The organism is Pseudomonas tructae (assembly GCF_004214895.1).
Classification (GTDB): Bacteria; Pseudomonadota; Gammaproteobacteria; order Pseudomonadales; family Pseudomonadaceae; genus Aquipseudomonas; species Aquipseudomonas tructae.
On the sequence record NZ_CP035952.1, the window covers coordinates 4,935,307 to 4,955,925 of the forward strand.

18 protein-coding genes are annotated in these 20,619 nt (G+C 60.1%); 7 read left to right on the top strand and 11 right to left on the bottom strand.

Annotation, left to right across the window (positions count from 1 at the left end; translation table 11 throughout):
* Positions 1-97 precede the first annotated feature (97 nt).
* Entirely contained in the window at positions 98-1,954 is a 1,857-nt protein-coding gene (locus EXN22_RS22545) for an FAD/NAD(P)-binding protein (RefSeq protein ID WP_130266142.1), read from the bottom strand.
* A gap of 238 nt (positions 1,955-2,192) precedes the next feature.
* Entirely contained in the window at positions 2,193-3,200 is a 1,008-nt protein-coding gene (locus tag EXN22_RS22550; RefSeq protein ID WP_130266143.1) for a DUF481 domain-containing protein, read from the bottom strand.
* Between the two features lie 201 nt (positions 3,201-3,401).
* On the opposite strand from EXN22_RS22550, the gene EXN22_RS22555 reads away from it, so the two are divergent.
* Both EXN22_RS22555 and EXN22_RS22560 read left to right on the top strand, forming a co-directional pair.
* Entirely contained in the window at positions 3,402-3,707 is a 306-nt protein-coding gene (locus tag EXN22_RS22555) for an MGMT family protein (protein WP_130266144.1), read from the top strand.
* Between the two features lie 43 nt (positions 3,708-3,750).
* Positions 3,751-5,292 (top strand): AmpG family muropeptide MFS transporter, encoded by a 1,542-nt coding sequence (locus EXN22_RS22560; RefSeq protein ID WP_130266145.1) that lies wholly within the window; start codon positions 3,751-3,753, stop codon positions 5,290-5,292.
* Between the two features lie 24 nt (positions 5,293-5,316).
* Here the strand turns inward: EXN22_RS22560 and EXN22_RS26260 are convergent, their stop codons facing one another.
* The 3 genes from EXN22_RS26260 to EXN22_RS22570 form a co-directional block, all read right to left on the bottom strand.
* Positions 5,317-5,466: a hypothetical protein gene (locus EXN22_RS26260; RefSeq protein WP_165392251.1), complete on the bottom strand. Its 150-nt coding sequence runs from the start codon at positions 5,464-5,466 to the stop codon at positions 5,317-5,319.
* 198 nt (positions 5,467-5,664) lie between these two features.
* A complete protein-coding gene (locus tag EXN22_RS22565) occupies positions 5,665-6,507 on the bottom strand; it encodes a mechanosensitive ion channel family protein (RefSeq protein WP_130266146.1) in 843 nt (280 codons plus the stop codon).
* Positions 6,508-6,623: 116 nt separating this feature from the next.
* Positions 6,624-7,109, bottom strand: coding sequence for a YajQ family cyclic di-GMP-binding protein (locus EXN22_RS22570; protein ID WP_130266147.1), 486 nt, complete (start codon positions 7,107-7,109; stop codon positions 6,624-6,626).
* A 113-nt stretch (positions 7,110-7,222) separates the two neighbouring features.
* On the opposite strand from EXN22_RS22570, the gene EXN22_RS22575 reads away from it, so the two are divergent.
* From EXN22_RS22575 to EXN22_RS22585, 3 genes are read left to right on the top strand one after another with little or no spacing between them, the layout of a single operon-like run.
* Positions 7,223-8,140, top strand: coding sequence for a putative 2-dehydropantoate 2-reductase (locus tag EXN22_RS22575; RefSeq protein ID WP_130266148.1), 918 nt, complete (start codon positions 7,223-7,225; stop codon positions 8,138-8,140).
* Positions 8,141-8,191: 51 nt separating this feature from the next.
* Complete coding sequence (locus EXN22_RS22580; RefSeq protein WP_130266149.1) at positions 8,192-10,204, top strand: sensor histidine kinase; 2,013 nt, start codon at positions 8,192-8,194, stop codon at positions 10,202-10,204.
* Between the two features lie 2 nt (positions 10,205-10,206).
* Positions 10,207-10,767, top strand: a complete 561-nt coding sequence (locus tag EXN22_RS22585; protein ID WP_130266150.1) for a cob(I)yrinic acid a,c-diamide adenosyltransferase — start codon at positions 10,207-10,209, stop codon at positions 10,765-10,767.
* A gap of 67 nt (positions 10,768-10,834) precedes the next feature.
* Here EXN22_RS22585 and EXN22_RS22590 read toward each other — a convergent pair whose 3' ends face one another.
* The 4 genes from EXN22_RS22590 to secA form a co-directional block, all read right to left on the bottom strand.
* On the bottom strand, positions 10,835-11,779 hold the full coding sequence (locus EXN22_RS22590; RefSeq protein ID WP_130266151.1) for a Nudix family hydrolase: 945 nt from the start codon (positions 11,777-11,779) through the stop codon (positions 10,835-10,837).
* Entirely contained in the window at positions 11,776-12,408 is a 633-nt protein-coding gene (locus EXN22_RS22595) for a glutathione S-transferase family protein (RefSeq protein ID WP_130266152.1), read from the bottom strand. Before EXN22_RS22595 ends, EXN22_RS22590 begins: the two co-directional genes overlap by 4 nt.
* Positions 12,409-12,491: 83 nt before the next feature.
* The gene (gene argJ / locus EXN22_RS22600; RefSeq protein ID WP_130266153.1) at positions 12,492-13,709 is read right to left on the bottom strand and encodes a bifunctional glutamate N-acetyltransferase/amino-acid acetyltransferase ArgJ; all 1,218 of its coding nucleotides are present in this window, start codon (positions 13,707-13,709) and stop codon (positions 12,492-12,494) included.
* A gap of 126 nt (positions 13,710-13,835) precedes the next feature.
* Complete coding sequence (gene secA / locus EXN22_RS22605; RefSeq protein WP_130266154.1) at positions 13,836-16,568, bottom strand: preprotein translocase subunit SecA; 2,733 nt, start codon at positions 16,566-16,568, stop codon at positions 13,836-13,838.
* Between the two features lie 282 nt (positions 16,569-16,850).
* Here secA and EXN22_RS22610 point away from each other — a divergent pair, with 282 nt between their 5' ends.
* On the top strand, positions 16,851-17,318 hold the full coding sequence (locus EXN22_RS22610) for a DUF721 domain-containing protein (protein ID WP_130266155.1): 468 nt from the start codon (positions 16,851-16,853) through the stop codon (positions 17,316-17,318).
* Between the two features lie 98 nt (positions 17,319-17,416).
* Positions 17,417-18,310 (top strand): carbohydrate binding domain-containing protein, encoded by an 894-nt coding sequence (locus tag EXN22_RS22615; RefSeq protein WP_130266156.1) that lies wholly within the window; start codon positions 17,417-17,419, stop codon positions 18,308-18,310.
* A gap of 54 nt (positions 18,311-18,364) precedes the next feature.
* Here EXN22_RS22615 and lpxC read toward each other — a convergent pair whose 3' ends face one another.
* Positions 18,365-19,276: a UDP-3-O-acyl-N-acetylglucosamine deacetylase gene (lpxC, locus tag EXN22_RS22620; protein WP_130266157.1), complete on the bottom strand. Its 912-nt coding sequence runs from the start codon at positions 19,274-19,276 to the stop codon at positions 18,365-18,367.
* 112 nt (positions 19,277-19,388) lie between these two features.
* Positions 19,389-20,579: a cell division protein FtsZ gene (ftsZ, locus tag EXN22_RS22625; RefSeq protein WP_130266158.1), complete on the bottom strand. Its 1,191-nt coding sequence runs from the start codon at positions 20,577-20,579 to the stop codon at positions 19,389-19,391.
* Positions 20,580-20,619: the final 40 nt, after the last annotated feature.

Sequence of the window (20,619 nt, forward strand, 5' to 3'; positions counted from 1 at the left end):
CCTACCATTATTGCGACGATCGCTAAACACATCAGAGCCGTAACGTACGGGGAAGTATGACCAGCGTAAAGGGTATGTCTAGCCTCTGGGCGGTCACTCACGCAAACGTGTTCCGCTTTTCGACTTCCTGCTTGCGAACCTTGGCTATTTTGTTAAACATTTGCAGAACACAACAACCGGCATCCTTGAGGGAGCGTGAGTTGACACCTGGCCTAGGCAATACATAAGTATAGAAATTTGGCCCTTCCACCAAGTTGCCCAACGCCCATATATTTTCCTGCACCTCTCCCTGTTGATTTATCGGGTGTTGGTTCTTATCCACGTCAATCCCCCCAGGATGATAGTTTCCATTGAAGTACGCCCGAATAACGCCTCGTTCATACAGGTTCCTGATCAATGGTGAGGTATCGGTTAAAGGCGAGAAACTGTCGAGTCGGGCCTGAACCAAGACATCAGCCTTCACGACTGATTTATCCGCAGTGAACGAGGAGACGACTTCAAAACACCCTTCAACTTCGTTGATCTGCAAAGTGGGGCGTGGTCCGCAGGCCATGTTCACAATCCCTTGCTCCAGCAGCGCCAGTAGCTCGCGATTACGTTGCAAGGGCGGGCCCACTGCAACTCGATTGAACACAGGACAATATTCTTCAATCAAAGCCTGGTGCGAGCTGGAAGTCAAACCGCAATGATCTATGGCGTATCGCAAGTTATCGCGGATGTCCCTGATCACATCCATCGCAGCCTTGATTGGGCTATTGACGTTACCCCGCTGAGCCTGTTCAAGATCCTCTCTGATATAGGATTTCACCCACCCAGAGAAATGCGTCAACGACTCGAACGCTCGTCCTTGCAAGGGCCAGAGTGCATTGTTGATGGCCCAATAGCTTTGCGCTGGGGATACGTCAATGCCTTCATACTGTCGTTTTGTAGCGGCGTACACACTAGCCATATCCTCGAGCAATAACGGGTAGACGTCTTCAGTGAAAGACAGCTGTGACGATCCCGTCAATGCCAACGCCTTGGCTCTAAGCTTGTCGATCGCCTCCAGCGTCAAAAACTGCGCGCGATATTGGCCGCAGGTGCCCTTTTGGTTCTTCGCTCTCGCCGAGAACGGCAACGAATTTCGCGAAAATAAAACGATCTCAGGCTCCAATCCACTGGCGATATACTCCAGCCGCCCCTCTCGCTCCACAAACTGTCCTTTGCGTCCGACGGTCAGTTCGGATATCACATCATATGCTGTTAAGCCTGTACCTTGAATTGCAACACAGCTTTGTGAACTGATGCGCTGCAATTGATCTAACGGATAGCTATTGCGTATGTAATCAAGGCGATGATTGACCTGAGCGCAGCGCTGTTTGAAAGCCATCATCTTCCGTTCTTGTTCGGAAGGACGACATTTACCATGCCCTGTAGTGATAAAAACAAAATCAGCGGCAATACGGTAGCCGTCGCTAGTCAACACATCCACTCCCTGCGAATGCGGAATAAAATCGACAGCGTCCTGCCTGACCTGATGCAACTTTAAGCCCTCTTGAAGCTCAACGAACAGATCACGATAGCAGTCTGTCAGGTATTCGCCCAACACCGCTCGAGGCAAGTAATCGTCAGGATCAATTTCGCGACCACTGTTACCGGAGCGCAAGACATCACCATTCAAGTTCCGATAGCCGACCTGGCGCGCCCACTGCCAAAAACAGGGTCCTTCGCGCACTGGCCCAGCACCGGTTACCGACGTGTCGTTGAACATGGTAATTTGTGAAGCCACGGTATTGGTTAATAAATTCCTGGCCTGGCCCTCACTGTGCACGCCTTGCCCCGTCCCCAGAGAATCTACTAAGAACAACGTGAGCTTTGAAGAACTGCCAAGCGTCGAATGGATGGCCGATATTCTTTCCAGGACTCCAAGCCCGCGAGCCCCCATCCCAACAATAGCAACAACCCAGTGCCTCATGCCCTCTCCTAACCAGCGACTCTACTGAAAAAAGAGCACACTAACAGAGGATAAATTGCACGCACTAAAAATAATGTTTCATATTAAAACTACAACATAACGCACACAACACATCAAAAATTAAAACAGGATTTTCCAATACTGTCCGTAGGAACGTTCACCCCATACAATTTGAATATTATCTTTAACTAACGCCAGCGTGTTCCCTGACTACATACCTGCCTCAACTCTCAACTTGTTACCAGGCAACACCGAAACCTGCGGTATAGCGAGTCTTGTCCAGATCGCTCTCACGGGTGCCACTGATGATGTCCTTCTCGGCCTTGAGGTTGAGTGAGGCCCATTCGGTGACCTTGTAGCGCAGGCCCACCTCGGCATCCAGGGCATACTCGGCAACGCCGCCAAGCGGCTTGCCAACTTCCCCGTTGGTGAAGAACTCGACGCGCTTGCCAATCAAATAGCGGTTGTAGTCCCACTTCATGGCCAGTGAGTAGAAGTTGTCCTTGCCACCGTCGGCGTATTCATAGTCAGTGCGGTTGACCAGGGAGCCAAGCGAGAACGCGCCCAGCTCGTCATCCCAAAACTGGTAACCCGGACCGGTACCCACGGTACGCTGGCGGGCCAGGTCCTCGATATGGTCACGCTTGTACTCCAAACGGCCCTGCCAGAACCATTTCTCGGTAATGAAGCGGTCCAGTGCGTACTCGGCGCTCCAGTTGTTGGTGGTGGTGACCTCGTCCTTGCTCTCGCGGTTGTATTCGCCTTCGGCCTGGTGCCGCCAGCGGCCATGGCGCGCAATGGTCTTGAAATCGATGTCGTAGTCGTCGCTGTCGGTCTCGGCGCGCTTGTAGTCCAGCGCCAGGTCGACGTTGCCCTTCCACGACAGGTCTTCAACCACAGGCTTGGGCTTCATGATCTGCTGGATGCTGGCCAGTTCGACGGTCTTGGGCGCCTCACCATTGGCCAGGATTACCTTGCCATTGTCCGACGCCTGCAACGACTTGGCCTTCTCGCCGGTATAGGCGTCCTGCTTGACCAGCAGTTCCTGGTCGCTCTCCAGGGTTTTGACCTGTTTCCAGTCCAGGGCAATGGAGCCACCGTAGGCTGTTTCGAGCAACAGTTTGCCGCCATCGAAAACCTTGATCTTGCCACTGAGCTTGTCACCGTTCTTCATCCATACGGTGTCGGCAAGGGCTGGGGAACAGGTAGCAGCGAGGGCAACGCACAACAGGGCTCTAGAAAACATAAGCAGCAACAGACTCGGGTTGGCGAAAAAAGTCGGGCATTATCCAGATACCCGCCATCAGAGCAAGGACTGACCAGCAACCATGTCGATGAGTTCAATTCTTATTTGCCGGCCTGACCCGGTGCTCCCCGCACGACACGGGCGCATCCGGCGTTGAACGGCCCTCCGGGCGATCCGACCGCCAGCAGCGAAGCCCGACGAATGGCACTGTATCTGGTGCTCGCTCAGGTCCCTGCGGGCAAGGTCATCAGCTATGGCGAGCTGGCCCAGTTGGCCGGCCTTGGCCGCGCAGCGCGCTGGGTCGGGCGTACCCTGAGCCAGTTACCCGGCGACACCCAACTGCCCTGGCACCGGGTGCTGGGTGCGGGGGGCCGCCTGAGCCTGGCCCTGGGAACCCCCTCCGGCGACGAACAGCGCGCGCGGTTACGGGCAGAAGGCGTCACCTTGCACAATAATCGTGTGGATATGTCGCGCCATGGCTGGCGCCCAATGGAGCACAGCGGTTAGAGTGCGCGCTTTGTTTTCGTAAACTTGAGGCAGATGTTGGCCCATGCCCCGTAAAACCTGGCGCGCTGCGCTCGCTGCCTATGCCAGCCCGTCGACACTGGTGCTGTTGTTGCTTGGCTTTGCCGCCGGCTTGCCTTACATGCTGGTGTTTTCGACCCTGTCGGTATGGTTGCGCGAAGCGGGCGTGGCCCGTGAAACCATCGGTTACGCCAGCCTGATCGGCCTGGCCTATGCCTTCAAGTGGGTGTGGTCGCCCCTGCTCGACCAATGGCGCCTGCCAGTGCTCGGCAAACTCGGGCGCCGCCGCTCCTGGCTGGTACTGTCACAGATTCTGGTGGTCATCGGCCTGGTCGGCATGGGCTTCTGCGACCCGCAAAAACACCTGTCGTGGCTGATTGCCCTGGCGGTGTTGGTGGCCTTTGCTTCGGCGACCCAGGACATCGCGGTTGACGCCTACCGCCTGGAAATCGCCGACGACCAGCGCCAGGCAGCCCTCGCCGCCAGCTACATGGCCGGCTACCGGGTCGCCGCACTGCTGGCCACCGCAGGTGCGCTGTTCTTCGCCGAAGGCTTCGGCTCCACCGGTTTCAGCTACCTGCACAAGGCCTGGACCGGTACCTACGTGCTGTTCGGCGTGCTGATGCTGCCCGCAGTCATTACCACCCTGCTGATGCGTGAACCCCCGGTGCCGCTGCGCACCCAGCTGTCGGCGGCGCGCTATGGCCTGGCCCACCAACTGGCGTCGGTGTTCGTGCTGATCATCCTGCTGGTGTCGGTGCCGGCGACCTTCACCCAGTTGTACAACACCGATTTCGCCAGCGTGCTGTTCGAAGGCGTCAGCCTGCTCGACCTGTTGCTTGAAGACCGCGCCTTCCTGCGTGCGATCCTCTACATCACCCTCACCGCCCTGTGCCTGTCGTCCATGGGCCGCCGGGGCCTTGCGCCGGTGCTGACACCGGTCAACGATTTCATCACCCGCTATCGCTGGCAGGCACTGCTGCTGCTCGGGCTGATCGCCACTTACCGGATGTCCGATACGGTCATGGGTGTGATGGCTAACGTGTTCTATATCGACCAGGGTTTTACCAAGGACCAGATCGCCAGCGTCAGCAAGATCTTCGGCCTGATCATGACCCTGGTAGGCGCCGGTTTCGGTGGCCTGCTGATCGTGCGTTTCGGCATCCTGCCCATCCTGTTCATTGGCGGCGTAGCGTCAGCGGCGACCAACATCCTGTTCCTGATGCTCGCCGACATGGGCGCCAACCTGCAGATGCTGGTGGTGACCATTTCCCTCGACAACTTCAGTTCGGGGCTGGCCACCTCGGCATTTGTCGCCTACCTGTCGAGCCTGACCAACCTCAAGTTCTCGGCCACCCAATACGCCCTGCTGAGTTCGATCATGCTGCTGTTGCCACGCTTGATCGGTGGCTACTCGGGGGTCATGGTCGAGAAGTTCGGCTACCACGACTTCTTCCTGATCACCGCCCTGCTCGGCGTGCCGACCCTGATCCTGATCGCCTTGCAATGGCGTCAGGAGCGGGGCAAGCAGGAGCCGATCGAGCACTCGGCTGCAGAGCGCCCCTGAAGCGCGCTGAGGCTATTGAAGGTGTTACTCCTGGATAACCTCAGGCAAGGCGGCAGAAGCGCCCAGAGCGACCTTCAGCCGCCACAGCGCCAGCACTCCCGCCATGCCCACCGCCAGGGCGAAGTGCAACAGGCTGGCAACGCCGCCCTCACAGGCCATGGCACGTTGCAACAAATGTGGGAGCGGGTCTTGCCCGCGATGCGCCGCGCGGGCGGCGCTCGATCTCAAGAGCACTACAAGCCTTGCGGCGTACACCTGGCAGGCTGTACCCCATCTCAAGGCCTGCGCCTTGCCCTCATCACAGAGTCTACAGATGTGATCGCGGGGCAAGCCCGCTCCTACCGATAGGAGCAGGCTTGCCCCGCGAGGAACTTACTGCACCGCCGCTTCCTGCACCACGCGAATCACTCGCTGCGGAAAGGGAATGTCGATGCCCTCGGCCTTCAGGCGGTCACGGGCATGCTCGTTGAGCATGAACAGCACGTCCCAGTAGTCGGCAGTGTTGACCCAGATGCGCAGCGATACGGTGATCGAGCTGTCGCCCAGTGTCGAAATTACCGCCTGTGGCGCCGGGTCCTGGTGCACCCGTGGGTCCTGAGCCAGCTCCAGCAGCACGTTGCGGGCCTTTTGCAGGTCAGCGTCATAGTCAACACCCACATCGAACACCACCTTGCGCGTCGGCTGGCGGTTGGTGTTGGTGATGATGCCGTTGGACAGGCTGCCGTTGGGCAGGATCACCGTCTTGTTGTCACCGGTACGCAGCACGGTGTGGAAGATCTGGATGCTGTCGACGGTACCCGCCACACCCTGGGCTTCGATCCAGTCGCCGATGCGAAACGGACGGAACAGCAGGATCAACACACCGCCGGCGAAGTTGGCCAGGCTGCCCTGCAGGGCCAGGCCAATGGCCAGGCCCGCGGCACCGATGGCGGCGACGAACGAGGTGGTCTCGATACCGATCATCGAGGCCACGCTGACAATCAGCAGGATCTTCAGAATGATGTTGGCCAGGCTGCTGATGAAACCTTGAAGGGCCAGGTCGGCATTGCGCAGGGCGAGCAGTTTGCCCAGGCGGTAGGTGACCTTGTTGATCACCCACCAGCCGATGGCCAGGGTCAGCAGCGCCAGCAACAGGCGGCTGCCGTATTCCATGATCAGCGGAAGCCAGGTTTGCGAAGCCTTGACCAGCTGGTCAACCTCAGCGTTTAAATCCATCGTATGTTCTCCTGATGCCGAGCGGCAAAGAGCTGAAAAAGACCTGCCGCAAACGTTTCAGCGGCACCTGGGCCCTCGGACGCCAAAGAGGCGCCAAGGTTCCGGGCTCCGTGAAGTCAGTCGCGGAAATTGTTGAACTGCAGGGGCATGCCGAACTCTTTGGCGCGCAAGGCAGCGATCGCTTCTTGCAGGTCGTCACGCTTCTTGCCGGTGACACGCACCTGCTCGCCCTGGATGGCAGCCTGGACCTTGAGTTTGGCGTCCTTGATGTGAGCGACGATCTTCTTCGCCAGTTCTTTATCGATACCCTCTTTGAGCACCGCTTCCTGCTTCATGACCTTGCCCGAAGCGAAGGCGTCCTTCACTTCCAGGCACTGCACGTCGATCTTGCGCTTGACCAGGGCCAGCTTGAGGATCTCGATCATCGCCTCGAGCTGGAATTCGGCTTCGGCGGTCAGGTTGACGGCCAGTTCCTTTTCCTTGAACTCGAAGCTACCCTTGCCCTTGAGGTCATAGCGGCGGTCCAGTTCCTTGACCGCGTTTTCCACGGCGTTGGTGACTTCGTGCTTGTCCAGTTCCGATACCACGTCGAACGACGGCATACCTTTTCTCCAAAAAATAAAGGCACCCTCGCGGCTCTGCTTGAAGAGCGCGATGGAGCGCGCAGGGTTTGACGGTTAAAATACCGGATCATTATAACGGTTGCGAAACGCTGATGAGCAGCACCTGGCATATTCTCGGCGCCGGCAGTCTGGGCAGCCTCTGGGCCTGTCGGCTGGCCCGTGCAGGCAAACCGGTCCGGCTGATCCTGCGCGACGAGCTGCGCTTGCAGGCTTATGAAGCCGCAGGCGGCCTGACCCTGGTGGAGCAGGGCAAGGAGCAACTGCAGGCAATCCCCGCGCAGTTGGCCAGCGACAACGCGCCAATCCACCGACTGCTGGTGGCCTGCAAGGCTTACGACGCCGAGCAGGCCGTGGCGCAACTGGCGCCGCGCCTGACAAAGGATGTCGAGCTGATCCTGCTGCAGAACGGCCTGGGCAGCCAGGAAGCTGTCGCCAATCGAGTGCCCCACGCCCGCTGCGTGTTTGCCTCCAGCACCGAAGGCGCATTCCGCGAGCAGGACTGGCAGGTGAACTTCGCCGGTCACGGCTTCAACTGGCTGGGCGATCCGGCCAACCCCGGCGCCCCAGACTGGCTCGACGATCTGAAGGATGCCGGCATTCCCCATCAGTGGACTCCGGACATCCTCACCCGCCTGTGGCGCAAGCTGGCGCTCAACTGCGCGATCAACCCGCTGACGGTGCTGCATGACTGCCGCAATGGCGGCTTGCAAGAACATCACTGCGAAGTCACCACCCTGTGCGCCGAGCTCGCCGAATTGCTGCAGTACTGCGGCCAGCCGCAGGCGGCCGAGGGCCTGGTCGATGAGGTTGAGCGGGTGATCCATGCCACCGCGGCCAACTACTCTTCCATGTACCAGGATGTTCGCCACGGCCGGCGCACCGAGATCCACTACTTGCTCGGCCATGCCTGCCGCACCGCCAACCGCCACAACCGGCAGTTGCCACATCTGGAACGGCTGTACCGGCGCCTGGTCGAACACCTGAGCACGCGTGGATTGCCCTGCGACTAAGCACGACGCTACCCTGCCCTTTCACCTTCAGACCGGGACTACGCCTTTCACATGACCTTGCGCGAACGCCTGGAAAACCTGCCGGTCGGCCAGAAACTGCTGGCCGCCCTGCTGGTGTTGCTGATCACCATCCTGCTGGTGGCGAACCTGACCTTCATCAGCGCCGCCTACTGGATTTCCCAGGAGAGCATGGCCCCGCAGGCCCTGCAGACCATTGGTCGGCTGGTGTCCAACCCGCAGCTGGCGCAACAGGCCAGCGACTCGCCCGAAGCCGCCAAGGCCCTGCTCAAGGAACTCGACAGCTACACCCCGCTGCGCGCCGCCGCCCTGTACGGCAGCGACGGCAAGATGCTCGCGCAGGTGCAACATGGCGAGGTCCTGCCACTGCCCAAGCGCTACCGCAACATCGACAACTGGCGCCTGACCGAGTTTCGCAGCACGCAACTGGTGAGCCTGCCGCGCGCTGGCGGCCCACCCGGCCACCTGTTGCTGGTGGCCAGCAGCGAACTGCCGATGGCCTTCTACACCGGCACCCTGACCGCCAGCCTGGGCATCCTGGTGTTCAGTATTTTGCTGTGGATGATCATCGCCCGGCAGATCAAGCGCCTGATTACCCAGCCAATCCACCAGCTCGAAGAGCTCTCGCGCCAGGTCACCCGCGAAGAAAACTACGCCCTGCGCGCCAAACGCGGCAACGATGACGAGATCGGTAGCCTGGCCGACGCCTTCAATACCATGCTCTCGCGCATCGAAGCCCGCGAGCAGCAGCTCAAGCGCACCCGCGACGAATTCCAGGAGGCCTACGACCAGGCCCAGGGTCTGGCCGAGGAAACCCGTCACACCAACCGCAAGCTGGAGCTGGAAGTCCAGGTACGCAGCAAGATCGAGAAAAAACTCACCGGCTTTCAGAATTACCTCAACAGCATCATCGACTCCATGCCCTCGGCCCTGATCGCCCTCGACGAGCAGCTCTACGTCACCCAGTGGAACCAGGAAGCCAGCGCGCTCTCCGGGACGCCCCTGGACGAAGCCCTGAACCAGCCGATCTTCCTCGCCTTCGAACCGCTCAAGCCGTTCCTGCCGCAGCTCAAGGAGAGCGTCGAGAAGCACCGGGTGGCGAAGATCGAGCGGGTGACCTGGACCAAGGAAGACGATGCTCGTCACTACGCCCTGACCTTCTACCCGTTGATGGGCGGCGGCGGCCGCGGTGTGGTGATTCGTATCGACGACATCACCCAGCGCCTGTCACTGGAAGAAATGATGGTGCAATCGGAGAAGATGCTCTCGGTCGGAGGCCTCGCGGCAGGTATGGCGCATGAGATCAACAACCCCCTCGGCGCCATCTTGCACAACGTCCAGAACATTCGCCGACGGCTGTCGCCGGACCTGGCCAGAAACCTCGAACAAGCCGATGAGACCGGTATTGATCTGGCCGCCGTCAACCGCTACCTGCAAAACCGCGAAGTGCCGCAGTTGCTCGATGGTATCCAGCAGGCCGGCGCCCGCGCCGCCAAGATCGTTACCCACATGCTCAGTTTCAGCCGCCGCAGCAACCGCCAGTTGGCGCCCTGCGACCTCCCGGCGCTGATCGACCAGGCGGTGGAAATTGCCGGTAACGACTTCGACCTGACCATCGGTTTCGACTTCAAGGGCCAGGCCATCGTCCGCCAGTTCGACCCCAGCCTCGGACCAGTGCCCTGCACCGCCAACGAGCTTGAGCAGGTGCTGCTCAACCTGTTGAAAAACGCTGCCCAGGCCATTCACCTGCGCCAGGACGAAAGCGAACCTGGGCGCATCACCCTGCGCACCCGGCTCAACCCGCCATGGGCGGAGATCCAGGTAGAGGACAACGGCATCGGCATGCCCGAGGCGGTGCGCAAACGTACCTTCGAGCCGTTCTTCACCACCAAGGAGATCGGCCAGGGCACTGGCCTTGGCCTGTCAGTGTCGTATTTCATCATCACCAACAATCACAAAGGGCAGATGGAGGTGCAATCGGCACCGGGCCAGGGCACTTGCTTCACCTTGCGCCTGCCACTTGCCCCCCTGAAAACGGAGTCTTGAGCATGGGTTTTCGATTGTCGAAGATCTACACCCGCACTGGCGACAAAGGTGAGACCGGCCTGGGCGATGGCCGCCGCGTGCCCAAGGACCACCCACGGATCGAAGCGATTGGCGAGGTCGACAGCCTCAACAGCCAGCTGGGCGTGTTGCTGGCCGGGCTGGCCGAACAGCGGCTGGATGAGCTCAGCGAGGTCCTGGCGCCTTGTCAGCACCGCTTGTTCGATCTGGGCGGGGAACTGGCGATGCCCGCTTACCAGGCGCTGAACAACGCCGAAGTAGAACGCCTGGAGACGGCCATCGATCGCTGGAATGAAGAACTGGGGCCGCTGGAGAACTTCATCCTGCCCAGTGGTTCGCTGCTGATTGCCCAGGCCCATGTGTGCCGTAGCCTGGCGCGCAGTGCCGAGCGGCGTTGCCAGCAGTTGAACAGTGTCGAGCCATTGGCCGGGGTGGGCCTGGCGTATATCAATCGGTTGTCGGATTTGCTGTTTGTCGCGGCGCGCTTGATTGCCCGGCGCCAGGGGGTGGCCGAGGTGTTATGGCAGGCTGCAGCCAAACCCTGAGGGCCTCATCGCGGGGCAAGCCCGCTCCCACAAGTTTTTGTGGGAGCGGGCTTGCCCCGCGATTGACTCAGGCTTCAGGCCAGAACGCGCGGATCCCCGCCACACCCTGGGCGCCGTGCTGCCAGGCAAGCTCACGCTCTGCCGGGCCGACGCCACCGAGCACATAGACCGGTTTGTTGAAACCTTCGATCAGTTGCTGCACCTGCGCCCAACCCAACGGCACGGCGTCCGGATGAGTCTGGGTCGCCAGCACTGGCGACAGGGTGACGAAATCCACGCCCATCTGCTCGGCCAGCGCCAGCTCTTCAGCGTTGTGGCAGGACGCTGCCAGCCAGCGCTCCTTGGGGAACGGCCTCCCCTTGCTGGCGTACTTGCGCAACTGCTCGCTGGTCAAGTGCCAGCCCGCCGCCGGAAAGTCGCCCAGCCATTCCAGCGGGCCCTTGAGCATCAACTGCGCCTTGCCGGCACACAGCCCGACCGCATCCACCGCCACATCGCGGTACTTGGGGTCGTACATGTTCGGCGCACGCAGTTGCACCAGCTTGATCCCGCCGGCGATAGCTTTCTGGATACCACGCAGCATTTGCGGGACCTCCAGGCCTTCGGGCGTGATCAAGTACTCGGCCGGCAAACGCGCGGCGGCAACGATCGGCTGGTTGGCTGCAGGAAACTCATACTGTGGCAGTTCCCGCGCGCTGACCCAGGCCAGCGGCTGGCCTTCGGCGCCATGGGGCTCGCCGGTAAAGCCGTTGACCTCCCAGACATCCAGCAGGACTTGCTTGTCGGGGTAATCGTGCTTGACCTTGATCAGCGGTCGCGCCGCCGTGACGACAATGCCCAGCTCTTCCTGCAACTCACGGCCAAGGGCTGCTTCGATCGCTTCGCCGTCTTCGACCTTGCCGCCAGGGAACTCCCACAGGCCGCCCTGATGTTGTTTATCGGCGCGGCGAGCAATCAGCACTCGTCCGTCGCTGCCGCGAATGACTGCAGCGGCTACATGTACACGTTTCACCCTTCACACTCCGCCAGGCCAGCTTTTTGCCAGGCCTGGAAGGCTGGCCACTGGTAGATGGTTTCAATATAGGCCGCAGCGTCTGCCGGGACTTCGACCCGGTAGGTACGCAGGCGCACGGCAATCGGGGCAAAGAAGGCGTCGGCCAGGCTCAGGCTGCCGAACAAGTACGGGCCTGTCTCTTTGGCTGCCAGACGGCATTCGGACCACAGCGCGACGATGCGGTCGATGTCGACCTGCACGTCCAGCGGCACGGTTTCCAGCGCTTCATTGCGGGACAGGTCGAACGGCATGTTGCCGCGCAGGGCGAAGAAGCCACTGTGCATCTGCGCGCAGGCCGAACGGGCCAGGGCACGGGCGGCGACGTCGGTGGGCCAGAGGTTGGCGTGCGGATGGCGCTCGGCCAGGTACTCGGCGATGGCCAGGGAGTCGGCGATCACTCCGTGCTCGCTCTTGAGCAGCGGCACCTTGCCGGTTGGCGAGTGCTCCAGCAGACGCTGACGGGTATCGGCCTGGTTGAGTTTGATCAGGGTTTCGTCATAGTCGACGCCGGCCAGCTCAAGGGCCAGGGCGCCGCGCAGCGACCAGGAGGAATACAGCTTGTCGCCGATGATCAGTTGGTAGCGCATGGTGCGGCTCCATCAGAGGCTTATCGCGGGTCAAGCCCGCTCCCACAAAGTCACTGTGGGAGCGGGCTTGACCCGCGATGAAGTCAGGTACGGTATTCGGCGTTGATTTTCACGTACTCGTGGGACAGGTCGGTGGTCCAGATGGTTTCGCTGCACTGGCCACGGCCCAATTCGATACGAATGGTGATCTCCTGCTCGGCCATCACCGCCGAGCCCTGGGCTTCGGTGTAGCTGGCGCTGCGCCCGCCCTTGCTGGCGATGCACACATCACCCAGGAAGACGTCGATCAGGCTGACGTCCAGGTCCGGCACACCAGCACGCCCAACGGCGGCAAGGATTCGGCCCCAGTTCGGGTCGGAGGCGAACAGCGCGGTCTTGATCAAAGGTGAATGGGCCACGGCATAGCCGACGTCCAGGCACTCCTGGTGGTTGCCACCGCCATTGACTGCAACGGTGACGAACTTGGTCGCACCTTCGCCGTCACGCACGATGGCCTGGGCCACGTCCATGCACACTTCGAACACGGCCTTTTTCAGCGCTTCGAACAACGGGCCACGAGCCTCGGTGACTTCCTCGACATCAGCCTTGCCGGTGGCAATCAGCATGCAGCAGTCGTTGGTCGAGGTGTCGCCGTCGATGGTGATGCGGTTGAACGACTTGTTGGCAGCATCGAGGATCAAGTCCTTGAGCACGGCCGGGGCCACCTTGGCGTCAGTGGCAATGTAGCCAAGCATGGTCGCCATGTTCGGGCGAATCATGCCCGCGCCCTTGCTGATGCCAGTGACGGTGATGGTCACGCCATCATGCTGGAACTGACGGCTGGCACCCTTTGGCAGGGTATCGGTGGTCATGATGCCGGTGGCCGCAGCGGCCCAGTTGCTTTCCGACAGGTCGTCCAGGGCGGCCTGCAGCGCGCCTTCGATCTTCTCGACCGGCAGCGGCTCACCGATCACGCCGGTGGAGAATGGCAATACGGCGCTGGCTTCAACACCGGTCAGCTCGGCCAGCTTGGCGCAGGTGCGCTCGGCCGCAGCCAGGCCCGGCGCGCCGGTGCCGGCGTTGGCGTTGCCGGTGTTGGTCAGCAGGTAGCGCACGGAGCCCTGCACGCGCTGCTTGGCGAGGATCACCGGAGCGGCGCAGAAGGCGTTCAGGGTGAACACGCCGGCGACGCTTGCGCCTTCGGCGCAGCGCATCACCACCACGTCCTTGCGCCCAGGGCGCTTGATGCCCGCAGAGGCGATGCCGAGTTCAAAACCTGGAACCGGGTGCAACGTTGGCAAAGGACCAAGACCAACAGCCATGAAAGCGCTCCTAGAAAAAATGCACCGGGTCGAGATTACCGGCACTTGAGATGGAACAACGCCGCGACGGTGGGGACCAGTCGCGGCGCGGTGTTCAGATGTCAGCGAGGTACAACGGCAGTATGATCAGTCGATCTTGCCATGGCACTGCTTGAACTTCTTGCCCGAACCGCACCAGCATGGCTCGTTGCGGCCCAGCTTCTGCTCGTTGCGCACGGGCGCGGCGGCCACGGCAACGTCAGCGCCTTCATCCTGCAGCTCAGCTTCCAGCCCTGGGGCCTCGGCGTGCTGGAACTGCATGCGTGCCGCCAGCTCTTCGGCTTCGCGGCGCAGACGGGCTTCTTCCTCGACCGGATCTTCGCGGCGTACCTGAACGTGCGAAAGCACGCGGATGGTGTCGCGCTTGATCGAATCGAGCAGTTCCTGGAACAGGTTGAACGACTCGCGCTTGTACTCCTGCTTCGGGTTCTTCTGCGCATAGCCGCGCAGGTGGATACCGTGACGCAGGTGGTCCATGGTCGACAGGTGGTCTTTCCACAGGTCGTCGAGTACGCGCAGCAGGATCTGCTTCTCGAAGGTACGCAGGGCTTCGGCGCTGGCCTGCTCTTCCTTCTCGTTGTAGGCCGCCAACAGCTCGGTCAGCAGCTTGGCGCGCAGAGTTTCCTCGTAGAGGTGATCGTCTTCGTCGAGCCATTGCTGGATCGGCAGCTTGACCCCGAAATCGCTGGCCAGGGCCGCTTCCAGGCCAGCCACGTCCCACTGCTCGGGCAGCGACTGTGGCGGAATGTGCTGGGCGACGGTGACGTCGAGCACTTCCTGGCGGAAGTCGGCGATGGTGTCGCCAATGTTGTCGGCTGCCAGCAGGCTGTTACGCATGTGGTAGATGACTTTACGTTGTTCGTTGGCGACGTCGTCGAATTCGAGCAGTTGCTTACGAATATCGAAGTTGCGGCCTTCGACCTTGCGCTGGGCTTTCTCGATGGCGTTGGTCACCATGCGGTGCTCGATGGCCTCACCGGACTGCATGCCCAGTGCCTTCATGAAGTTCTTCACCCGGTCCGAGGCGAAGATACGCATCAGGCTGTCTTCGAGCGACAGGTAGAAACGGCTCGAACCCGGGTCGCCCTGGCGGCCGGAACGGCCACGCAGCTGGTTGTCGATACGACGCGACTCGTGACGCTCGGAGGCGATCACGTGCAGGCCACCGGACTCGATCACCTGCTGGTGACGCTTCTGCCAGTCGGCCTTGATCTGCGCGACCTGCTCAGGGGTCGGGTTGTCCATGGCGGCGACTTCAACTTCCCAGTTACCGCCCAGGAGGATGTCGGTACCGCGACCGGCCATGTTGGTGGCGATGGTCAACGCACCCGGGCGACCGGCCTGGGCAATGATCTCGGCTTCCTTTTCGTGGTACTTGGCGTTGAGGACCTTGTGATCGATGCCTTCCTGCTTGAGCAGGTTGGACATGTGCTCGGAGGTCTCGATCGTCGCCGTACCGACCAGGACCGGACGACCCACGGTCATGCTTTCCTTGATGTCGGCGATGATCGCCTGGTACTTCTCTTCGGCAGTCAGGTACACCAGGTCGTTGAAGTCCTTACGGGCCAACGGCTTGTTCGGCGGGATCACCATCACGTTGAGCGCGTAGATCGACTGGAACTCGAACGCTTCGGTGTCGGCAGTACCGGTCATCCCGGACAGCTTGCTGTACAGGCGGAAGTAGTTCTGGAAGGTGGTCGAAGCCAGGGTCTGGCTTTCGGCCTGGATGTTCAGGTTCTCTTTCGCCTCGATCGCCTGGTGCAGGCCCTCGGACAGACGACGGCCCGGCATGGTACGCCCGGTATGCTCGTCGATCAGCAGGATCTGGCCGTCCTGAACGATGTACTCGATGTTGCGATGGAACAGCTTGTGCGCACGCAGGCCGGCGTAGACGTGGGTCAACAGGCCCAGGTTGTGCGCCGAGTACAGGCTCTCGCCCTCGGCCAGCAGGCCAACCTGGGTGAGCATCTCTTCGATGAACTGGTGACCGGCTTCGTTGAGCTCAACCTGACGGCTCTTCTCGTCGATGCTGTAGTGACCCTCTTGGGTAACCTGGCCTTCGACTTCCTCGATGTGTTGCTTGAGGCGCGGGATCAGTTTGTTGATCTCGATGTACAGCTTGGAGCTGTCCTCGGCCTGGCCGGAGATGATCAGCGGGGTACGCGCTTCGTCGATCAGGATGGAGTCGACTTCGTCGATCACGGCGAAATTCAGCTCGCGCTGGAATTTCTCTTCCATGCTGAAGGCCATGTTGTCGCGCAGGTAGTCGAAACCGAATTCGTTGTTGGTGCCGTAGGTGATGTCGGCGGCGTAGGCGATGCGCTTCTCTTCCGGCGGCTGGAACGGCGTAACCACGCCGACCGTCAGGCCGAGGAATTCGTACAGCGGACGCATCCAGTTGGCGTCGCGGCGGGCCAGATAGTCGTTCACCGTGACCACATGCACGCCTTTGCCCGACAAGGCATTGAGGTACACGCCCAGGGTTGCGACCAAGGTCTTGCCTTCACCGGTACGCATTTCTGCGATCATGCCTTCGTGCAAGGTCATGCCGCCGATCAGCTGGACATCGAAGTGACGCATGCCCATGACCCGCTTGCCCGCTTCACGGGCGACCGCGAAGGCTTCAGGCAGCAGTTGGTCGAGGGTCTCGCCTTTGGCCAGGCGCTCTTTGAACTCTGCGGTCTTGGCGCGCAGCTGCTCATCCGAGAGGGCCAACATCTGCTCTTCGAAGGCATTGACGATCTGTACCGTCTTGAGCATGCGTTTGACTTCGCGCTCGTTCTTGCTTCCAAAAAGTTTTTTTAACAAAGGCGCAAACATATCGACAGGATCTTCCACACGTAGGGATGGAGGGCGGCCCCGTGAGTCGCCCGTGCAGCCCTTATGGCCGCATGCGAACGAGCATTCTACCCGGAAACGATGGTGAGGAAAGTGGCGGATTCCACGATGCTGGCACAGCGCTTTTACGGGGCCTGGTTAAAATAAGGCCTTTTTCGCCAACTTCAAGCCATTGCAACATGAAGTTTTACCCTTGAAGCCCACACAAGGCGGGGTGCGGGCGATCTGCTAAGATGGCTTCTCTGTAACTTCAGGTGTCCCTTCATGGCTTTTCGCCCTTCGCCGGCCCGCGCCCCCGCCGTTCTGTTACGCGAGGCCCGGCCGCTCAAAGCCCTGTTCAGCCACGCCCAGCGCCTGGCGCAACTGCAAAAGCTGCTCGACAGCCAGTTGCAGCCGGCGGCACGCGAGCACTGCCATATTGCCTCCTGGCGTGAAGGCACGCTGCTGCTGATCGTCACCGATGGCCACTGGGCCACCCGCCTGCGTTACCAGCAAAAACGCCTGCAACGCCAGTTGCAGACTCTGGAGGTGTTTGCCAGCCTGACCCGGATCCAGTTCAAGGTGCAGCCGCCGACCACCCAGAGCCAGGCCGTCGGGCATACCGCAGACCTGTCGAGCCGAGCCGCCGAGAGCATTCAGGCAACGGCTGAGGGGATCAGCGATCCGAAGTTGCGTGCGGCATTGGAGCGGCTGGCCAGTCATGCGCGGGACAAGGACAATTCAACTGATTGAATAGCGACCTCCCCTTCACCTGATATTTTTGTCAGTTGTCGCCCCCGCCTCCAGTCGATCTAATCCTTCTGCCACTTACCCTAAAGGCGGGACTGGAGATGGAAAACTACGTGTTTGACTACACCTCGTTCGAACAACCCGGCGAGGCTGCATGGAACGGTTGGAACAAAGGCGCCAACGGCAACATGCTTAAAGTAATGAGTGAAGCGGGTAATCACCACCTCGCATTCGAGAATTTTGACGGCAACTTGCTAGGCATTATCTTGCAAAAGACGCTGATGGGATTCACACCAGGTACCGCATATAGCCTGTCTCTGCGGGTTAAACGCTTGGGCCAAAGCCCGAGGACGACCACGTTGAGCTGGCACATTGGCAAAGAACCATTGCCAACAAACTACAAGGTCGAAGATACGAACTGGCACACATTGACCTGGCGTTTCGACGCGACTGATTCAAAGCACTCGTTTGAGCTGATTGGAAGAGACGAATCGGGCCATGGGAACGCTCCCGGCGCGGACTTTATCTTCGATGACATTCGTATCCAACCGATCGAGGTGAAAGAAGACTTCGACGGGCGCGAATGTAAGCTCCAGGATCCCGGAGCACGCATTGAATTAAATACCATGAGCATATACTTCCTGCCCGATTCCATGGGCAAGGCAGGTATCTATAACGATCCCTCATGGTCAGCGCTTCACGAAAAAGAAGGCTTGGTAATGTGCCACGGCCAGGACGACGGCAGCTATACACAACGGCTGCACATCGACTTACCAGGCGCGTACAATTCCATATCGTTTGGTTGGTCCTACAAGCACACTAGCGGCGAGGTCAAACTCTACAATACAGCCAACGAGCTGCTGTGGAGCTATACACTCCAACAGCTGCACGAAACGATCAGCTATACGGCAAACGATAACTGTATTGCCAGAATCGAGTTAATTTGCAGAGACTGGTCTTACTTTGACTTCTTTGTCTTCAAAAACATCCCATAAAAAAAGGGCCACCCGAAGGTGGCCCAAAGAAACTAAAGAAGAGAGTGTTCGTACTTACACTGCCGCAACCGGACGCATGTAAGAGATCGGTGCCGTGCTGGCATCTTCGAAAGTCACCACTTCCCAGGCGTCTGTTTCCTCGATCAGCTTGCGCAGCAGCTGGTTGTTCAGCGCGTGTCCGGACTTGTAGCCCTTGAACTCGCCGATCAGGCTGTTGCCCAGCAGGTAGAGGTCGCCGATGGCGTCGAGGATCTTGTGCTTGACGAATTCGTCTTCGTAGCGAAGACCGTCTTCGTTGAGCACGCCGTCCTTGTCGACCACGATGGCGTTTTCCACACTGCCACCGAGCGCGAGGTTGTTCTTGCGCAGGTACTCGATGTCACTCATGAACCCGAAGGTACGGGCGCGGCTGACTTCCTTCACAAACGAGGTGCTGGAAAAGTCCACGCTGGCACTTTGGGTCCGGTTGTGGAACACCGGGTGATCGAAATCGATCTCGAAACTCACCTTGAACCCGTCGAACGGCAGGAAAGTGGCGCGCTTGTCGCCGTCTTCCACTGTCACTTCGCGCAGGATGCGGATGAACTTCTTGGCTGCGTCCTGTTCTTCCAGGCCGGCAGATTGAATCAGGAATACAAAGGGTCCAGCGCTACCGTCCATGATCGGCACTTCGGACGCGGAGAGCTCGACGTAGGCGTTATCGATGCCCAGGCCAGCCATGGCCGAGAGCAAATGCTCAACCGTGTCTACCTTGGTATCGCCATTGACCAGTGTCGTCGACATGGTGGTCTCGCCGACGTTGGCCGCGCGGGCGGGAATTTCCACCACGGGGTCGAGGTCGGCACGGCGAAATACGATGCCGGTATCCACAGGTGCAGGTTTGAGGGTCAGGTAAACCTTCTCCCCGGAGTGCAGGCCGACACCTGTGGCACGGATAATATTCTTCAGGGTGCGTTGTTTAATCATGGCATTGGCCGCTTCAGCGCAAATTGCGAACTGGTATCAACAAAGGCTGAGGATAATACCAGACCCGGCCTTTGCTGAACACCAATCACCCTTATACCCCTGATAAATTTCATTAATCGGCCTGACGACGTAGGAATGCCGGGATGTCCAGGTAGTCCAGATCGTCTTGCGGATTGAGTTTTGCAGCAGCGGCAGCACCGGCGTGAGCCTGGTTGCGCATCACGGTCGGACGCTCCAGATCACGGTAGTTCACCGAGGACTGCTCGTTGCGTACCGGGGCCGGAGCCGGGGTTTGCGCCGACGCGGTCTGCATGGTGTTGTCGATAACCTTGACCGGCTTCTCGATTTTCGCACCCAGGCCAGTGGCAACCACGGTAACGTGCAGCTCGTCGCGCATGTCCGGATCGATAACGGTACCGACCTTGACCATGGCGTGATCGGAAGCGAAGGCTTCGATGATGCTACCGACGTCCGAGTACTCACCCAGCGACAGGTCAGGACCTGCGGTGATGTTGACCAGGATGCCGCGAGCGCCCTGCAGGTTGACGTCTTCGAGCAGCGGGTTGCGGATGGCTGCTTCAGTCGCTTCACGTGCACGGTTAGGACCGCTGGCGCAACCGGTGCCCATCATGGCCATGCCCATCTCGCTCATCACGGTACGCACGTCGGCGAAGTCGACGTTGATCATGCCCGGACGCTTGATGATGTCGGAGATACCGCGAACGGCACCGGCCAGCACGTCATCAGCCTTGGCGAACGCCGACAGCAGGCTTGCGTCCTTGCCCAGGATGGTCAGCAGCTTCTCGTTGGGGATGGTGATCAGCGAGTCGACGCTGTCAGCCAGTGCACGGATGCCCTCATCGGCGATCTGCATGCGCTTGCGGCCTTCGAACGGGAATGGCCGGGTGACGACTGCAACGGTGAGGATGCCCATCTCCTTCGCCACTTCGGCGATGATCGGCGCCGCACCGGTACCGGTACCGCCGCCCATGCCGGTGGTGATGAACACCATGTTGGTGCCTTGCAGCACTTCGGCGATGCGCTCACGGTCTTCCAGCGCGGCCTGACGGCCGACTTCCGGATTGGCACCGGCACCCAGGCCCTTGGTCACGCCGGTACCCAGTTGCAGAATGGTGCGCGCGCCGATGTTTTTCAGCGCCTGAGCATCGGTGTTGGCGCAGATGAACTCGACGCCTTCGATGTTGCTCTTGACCATGTGATTAACGGCGTTGCCACCGCCGCCACCGACACCAATCACCTTGATGACCGGACTTTGCGGGACGTTGTCTACGAGCTCGAACATTTTCCCTCTCCTTACAGTTCTCTAGTTTTTGCGCCTACTA

What these genes read in the sequence shown, in the direction of transcription:
- EXN22_RS22550 (WP_130266143.1), bottom strand. Translation starts at nt 3,200, where the DNA reads ATGTTTTCTAGAGCCCTGTTGTGCGTTGCCCTCGCTGCTACCTGTTCC.
- EXN22_RS22570 (WP_130266147.1), bottom strand. Translation starts at nt 7,109, where the DNA reads ATGCCGTCGTTCGACGTGGTATCGGAACTGGACAAGCACGAAGTCACC.
- lpxC (WP_130266157.1), bottom strand. Translation starts at nt 19,276, where the DNA reads ATGATTAAACAACGCACCCTGAAGAATATTATCCGTGCCACAGGTGTC.
- EXN22_RS22575 (WP_130266148.1), top strand. Translation starts at nt 7,223, where the DNA reads ATGAGCAGCACCTGGCATATTCTCGGCGCCGGCAGTCTGGGCAGCCTC.
- EXN22_RS22610 (WP_130266155.1), top strand. Translation starts at nt 16,851, where the DNA reads ATGGCTTTTCGCCCTTCGCCGGCCCGCGCCCCCGCCGTTCTGTTACGC.
- EXN22_RS22585 (WP_130266150.1), top strand. Translation starts at nt 10,207, where the DNA reads ATGGGTTTTCGATTGTCGAAGATCTACACCCGCACTGGCGACAAAGGT.
- EXN22_RS22565 (WP_130266146.1), bottom strand. Translation starts at nt 6,507, where the DNA reads ATGGATTTAAACGCTGAGGTTGACCAGCTGGTCAAGGCTTCGCAAACC.
- EXN22_RS22595 (WP_130266152.1), bottom strand. Translation starts at nt 12,408, where the DNA reads ATGCGCTACCAACTGATCATCGGCGACAAGCTGTATTCCTCCTGGTCG.
- EXN22_RS22580 (WP_130266149.1), top strand. Translation starts at nt 8,192, where the DNA reads ATGACCTTGCGCGAACGCCTGGAAAACCTGCCGGTCGGCCAGAAACTG.
- EXN22_RS22555 (WP_130266144.1), top strand. Translation starts at nt 3,402, where the DNA reads ATGGCACTGTATCTGGTGCTCGCTCAGGTCCCTGCGGGCAAGGTCATC.
- argJ (WP_130266153.1), bottom strand. Translation starts at nt 13,709, where the DNA reads ATGGCTGTTGGTCTTGGTCCTTTGCCAACGTTGCACCCGGTTCCAGGT.
- ftsZ (WP_130266158.1), bottom strand. Translation starts at nt 20,579, where the DNA reads ATGTTCGAGCTCGTAGACAACGTCCCGCAAAGTCCGGTCATCAAGGTG.
- EXN22_RS22545 (WP_130266142.1), bottom strand. Translation starts at nt 1,954, where the DNA reads ATGAGGCACTGGGTTGTTGCTATTGTTGGGATGGGGGCTCGCGGGCTT.
- EXN22_RS22615 (WP_130266156.1), top strand. Translation starts at nt 17,417, where the DNA reads ATGGAAAACTACGTGTTTGACTACACCTCGTTCGAACAACCCGGCGAG.
- EXN22_RS22560 (WP_130266145.1), top strand. Translation starts at nt 3,751, where the DNA reads ATGCCCCGTAAAACCTGGCGCGCTGCGCTCGCTGCCTATGCCAGCCCG.
- secA (WP_130266154.1), bottom strand. Translation starts at nt 16,568, where the DNA reads ATGTTTGCGCCTTTGTTAAAAAAACTTTTTGGAAGCAAGAACGAGCGC.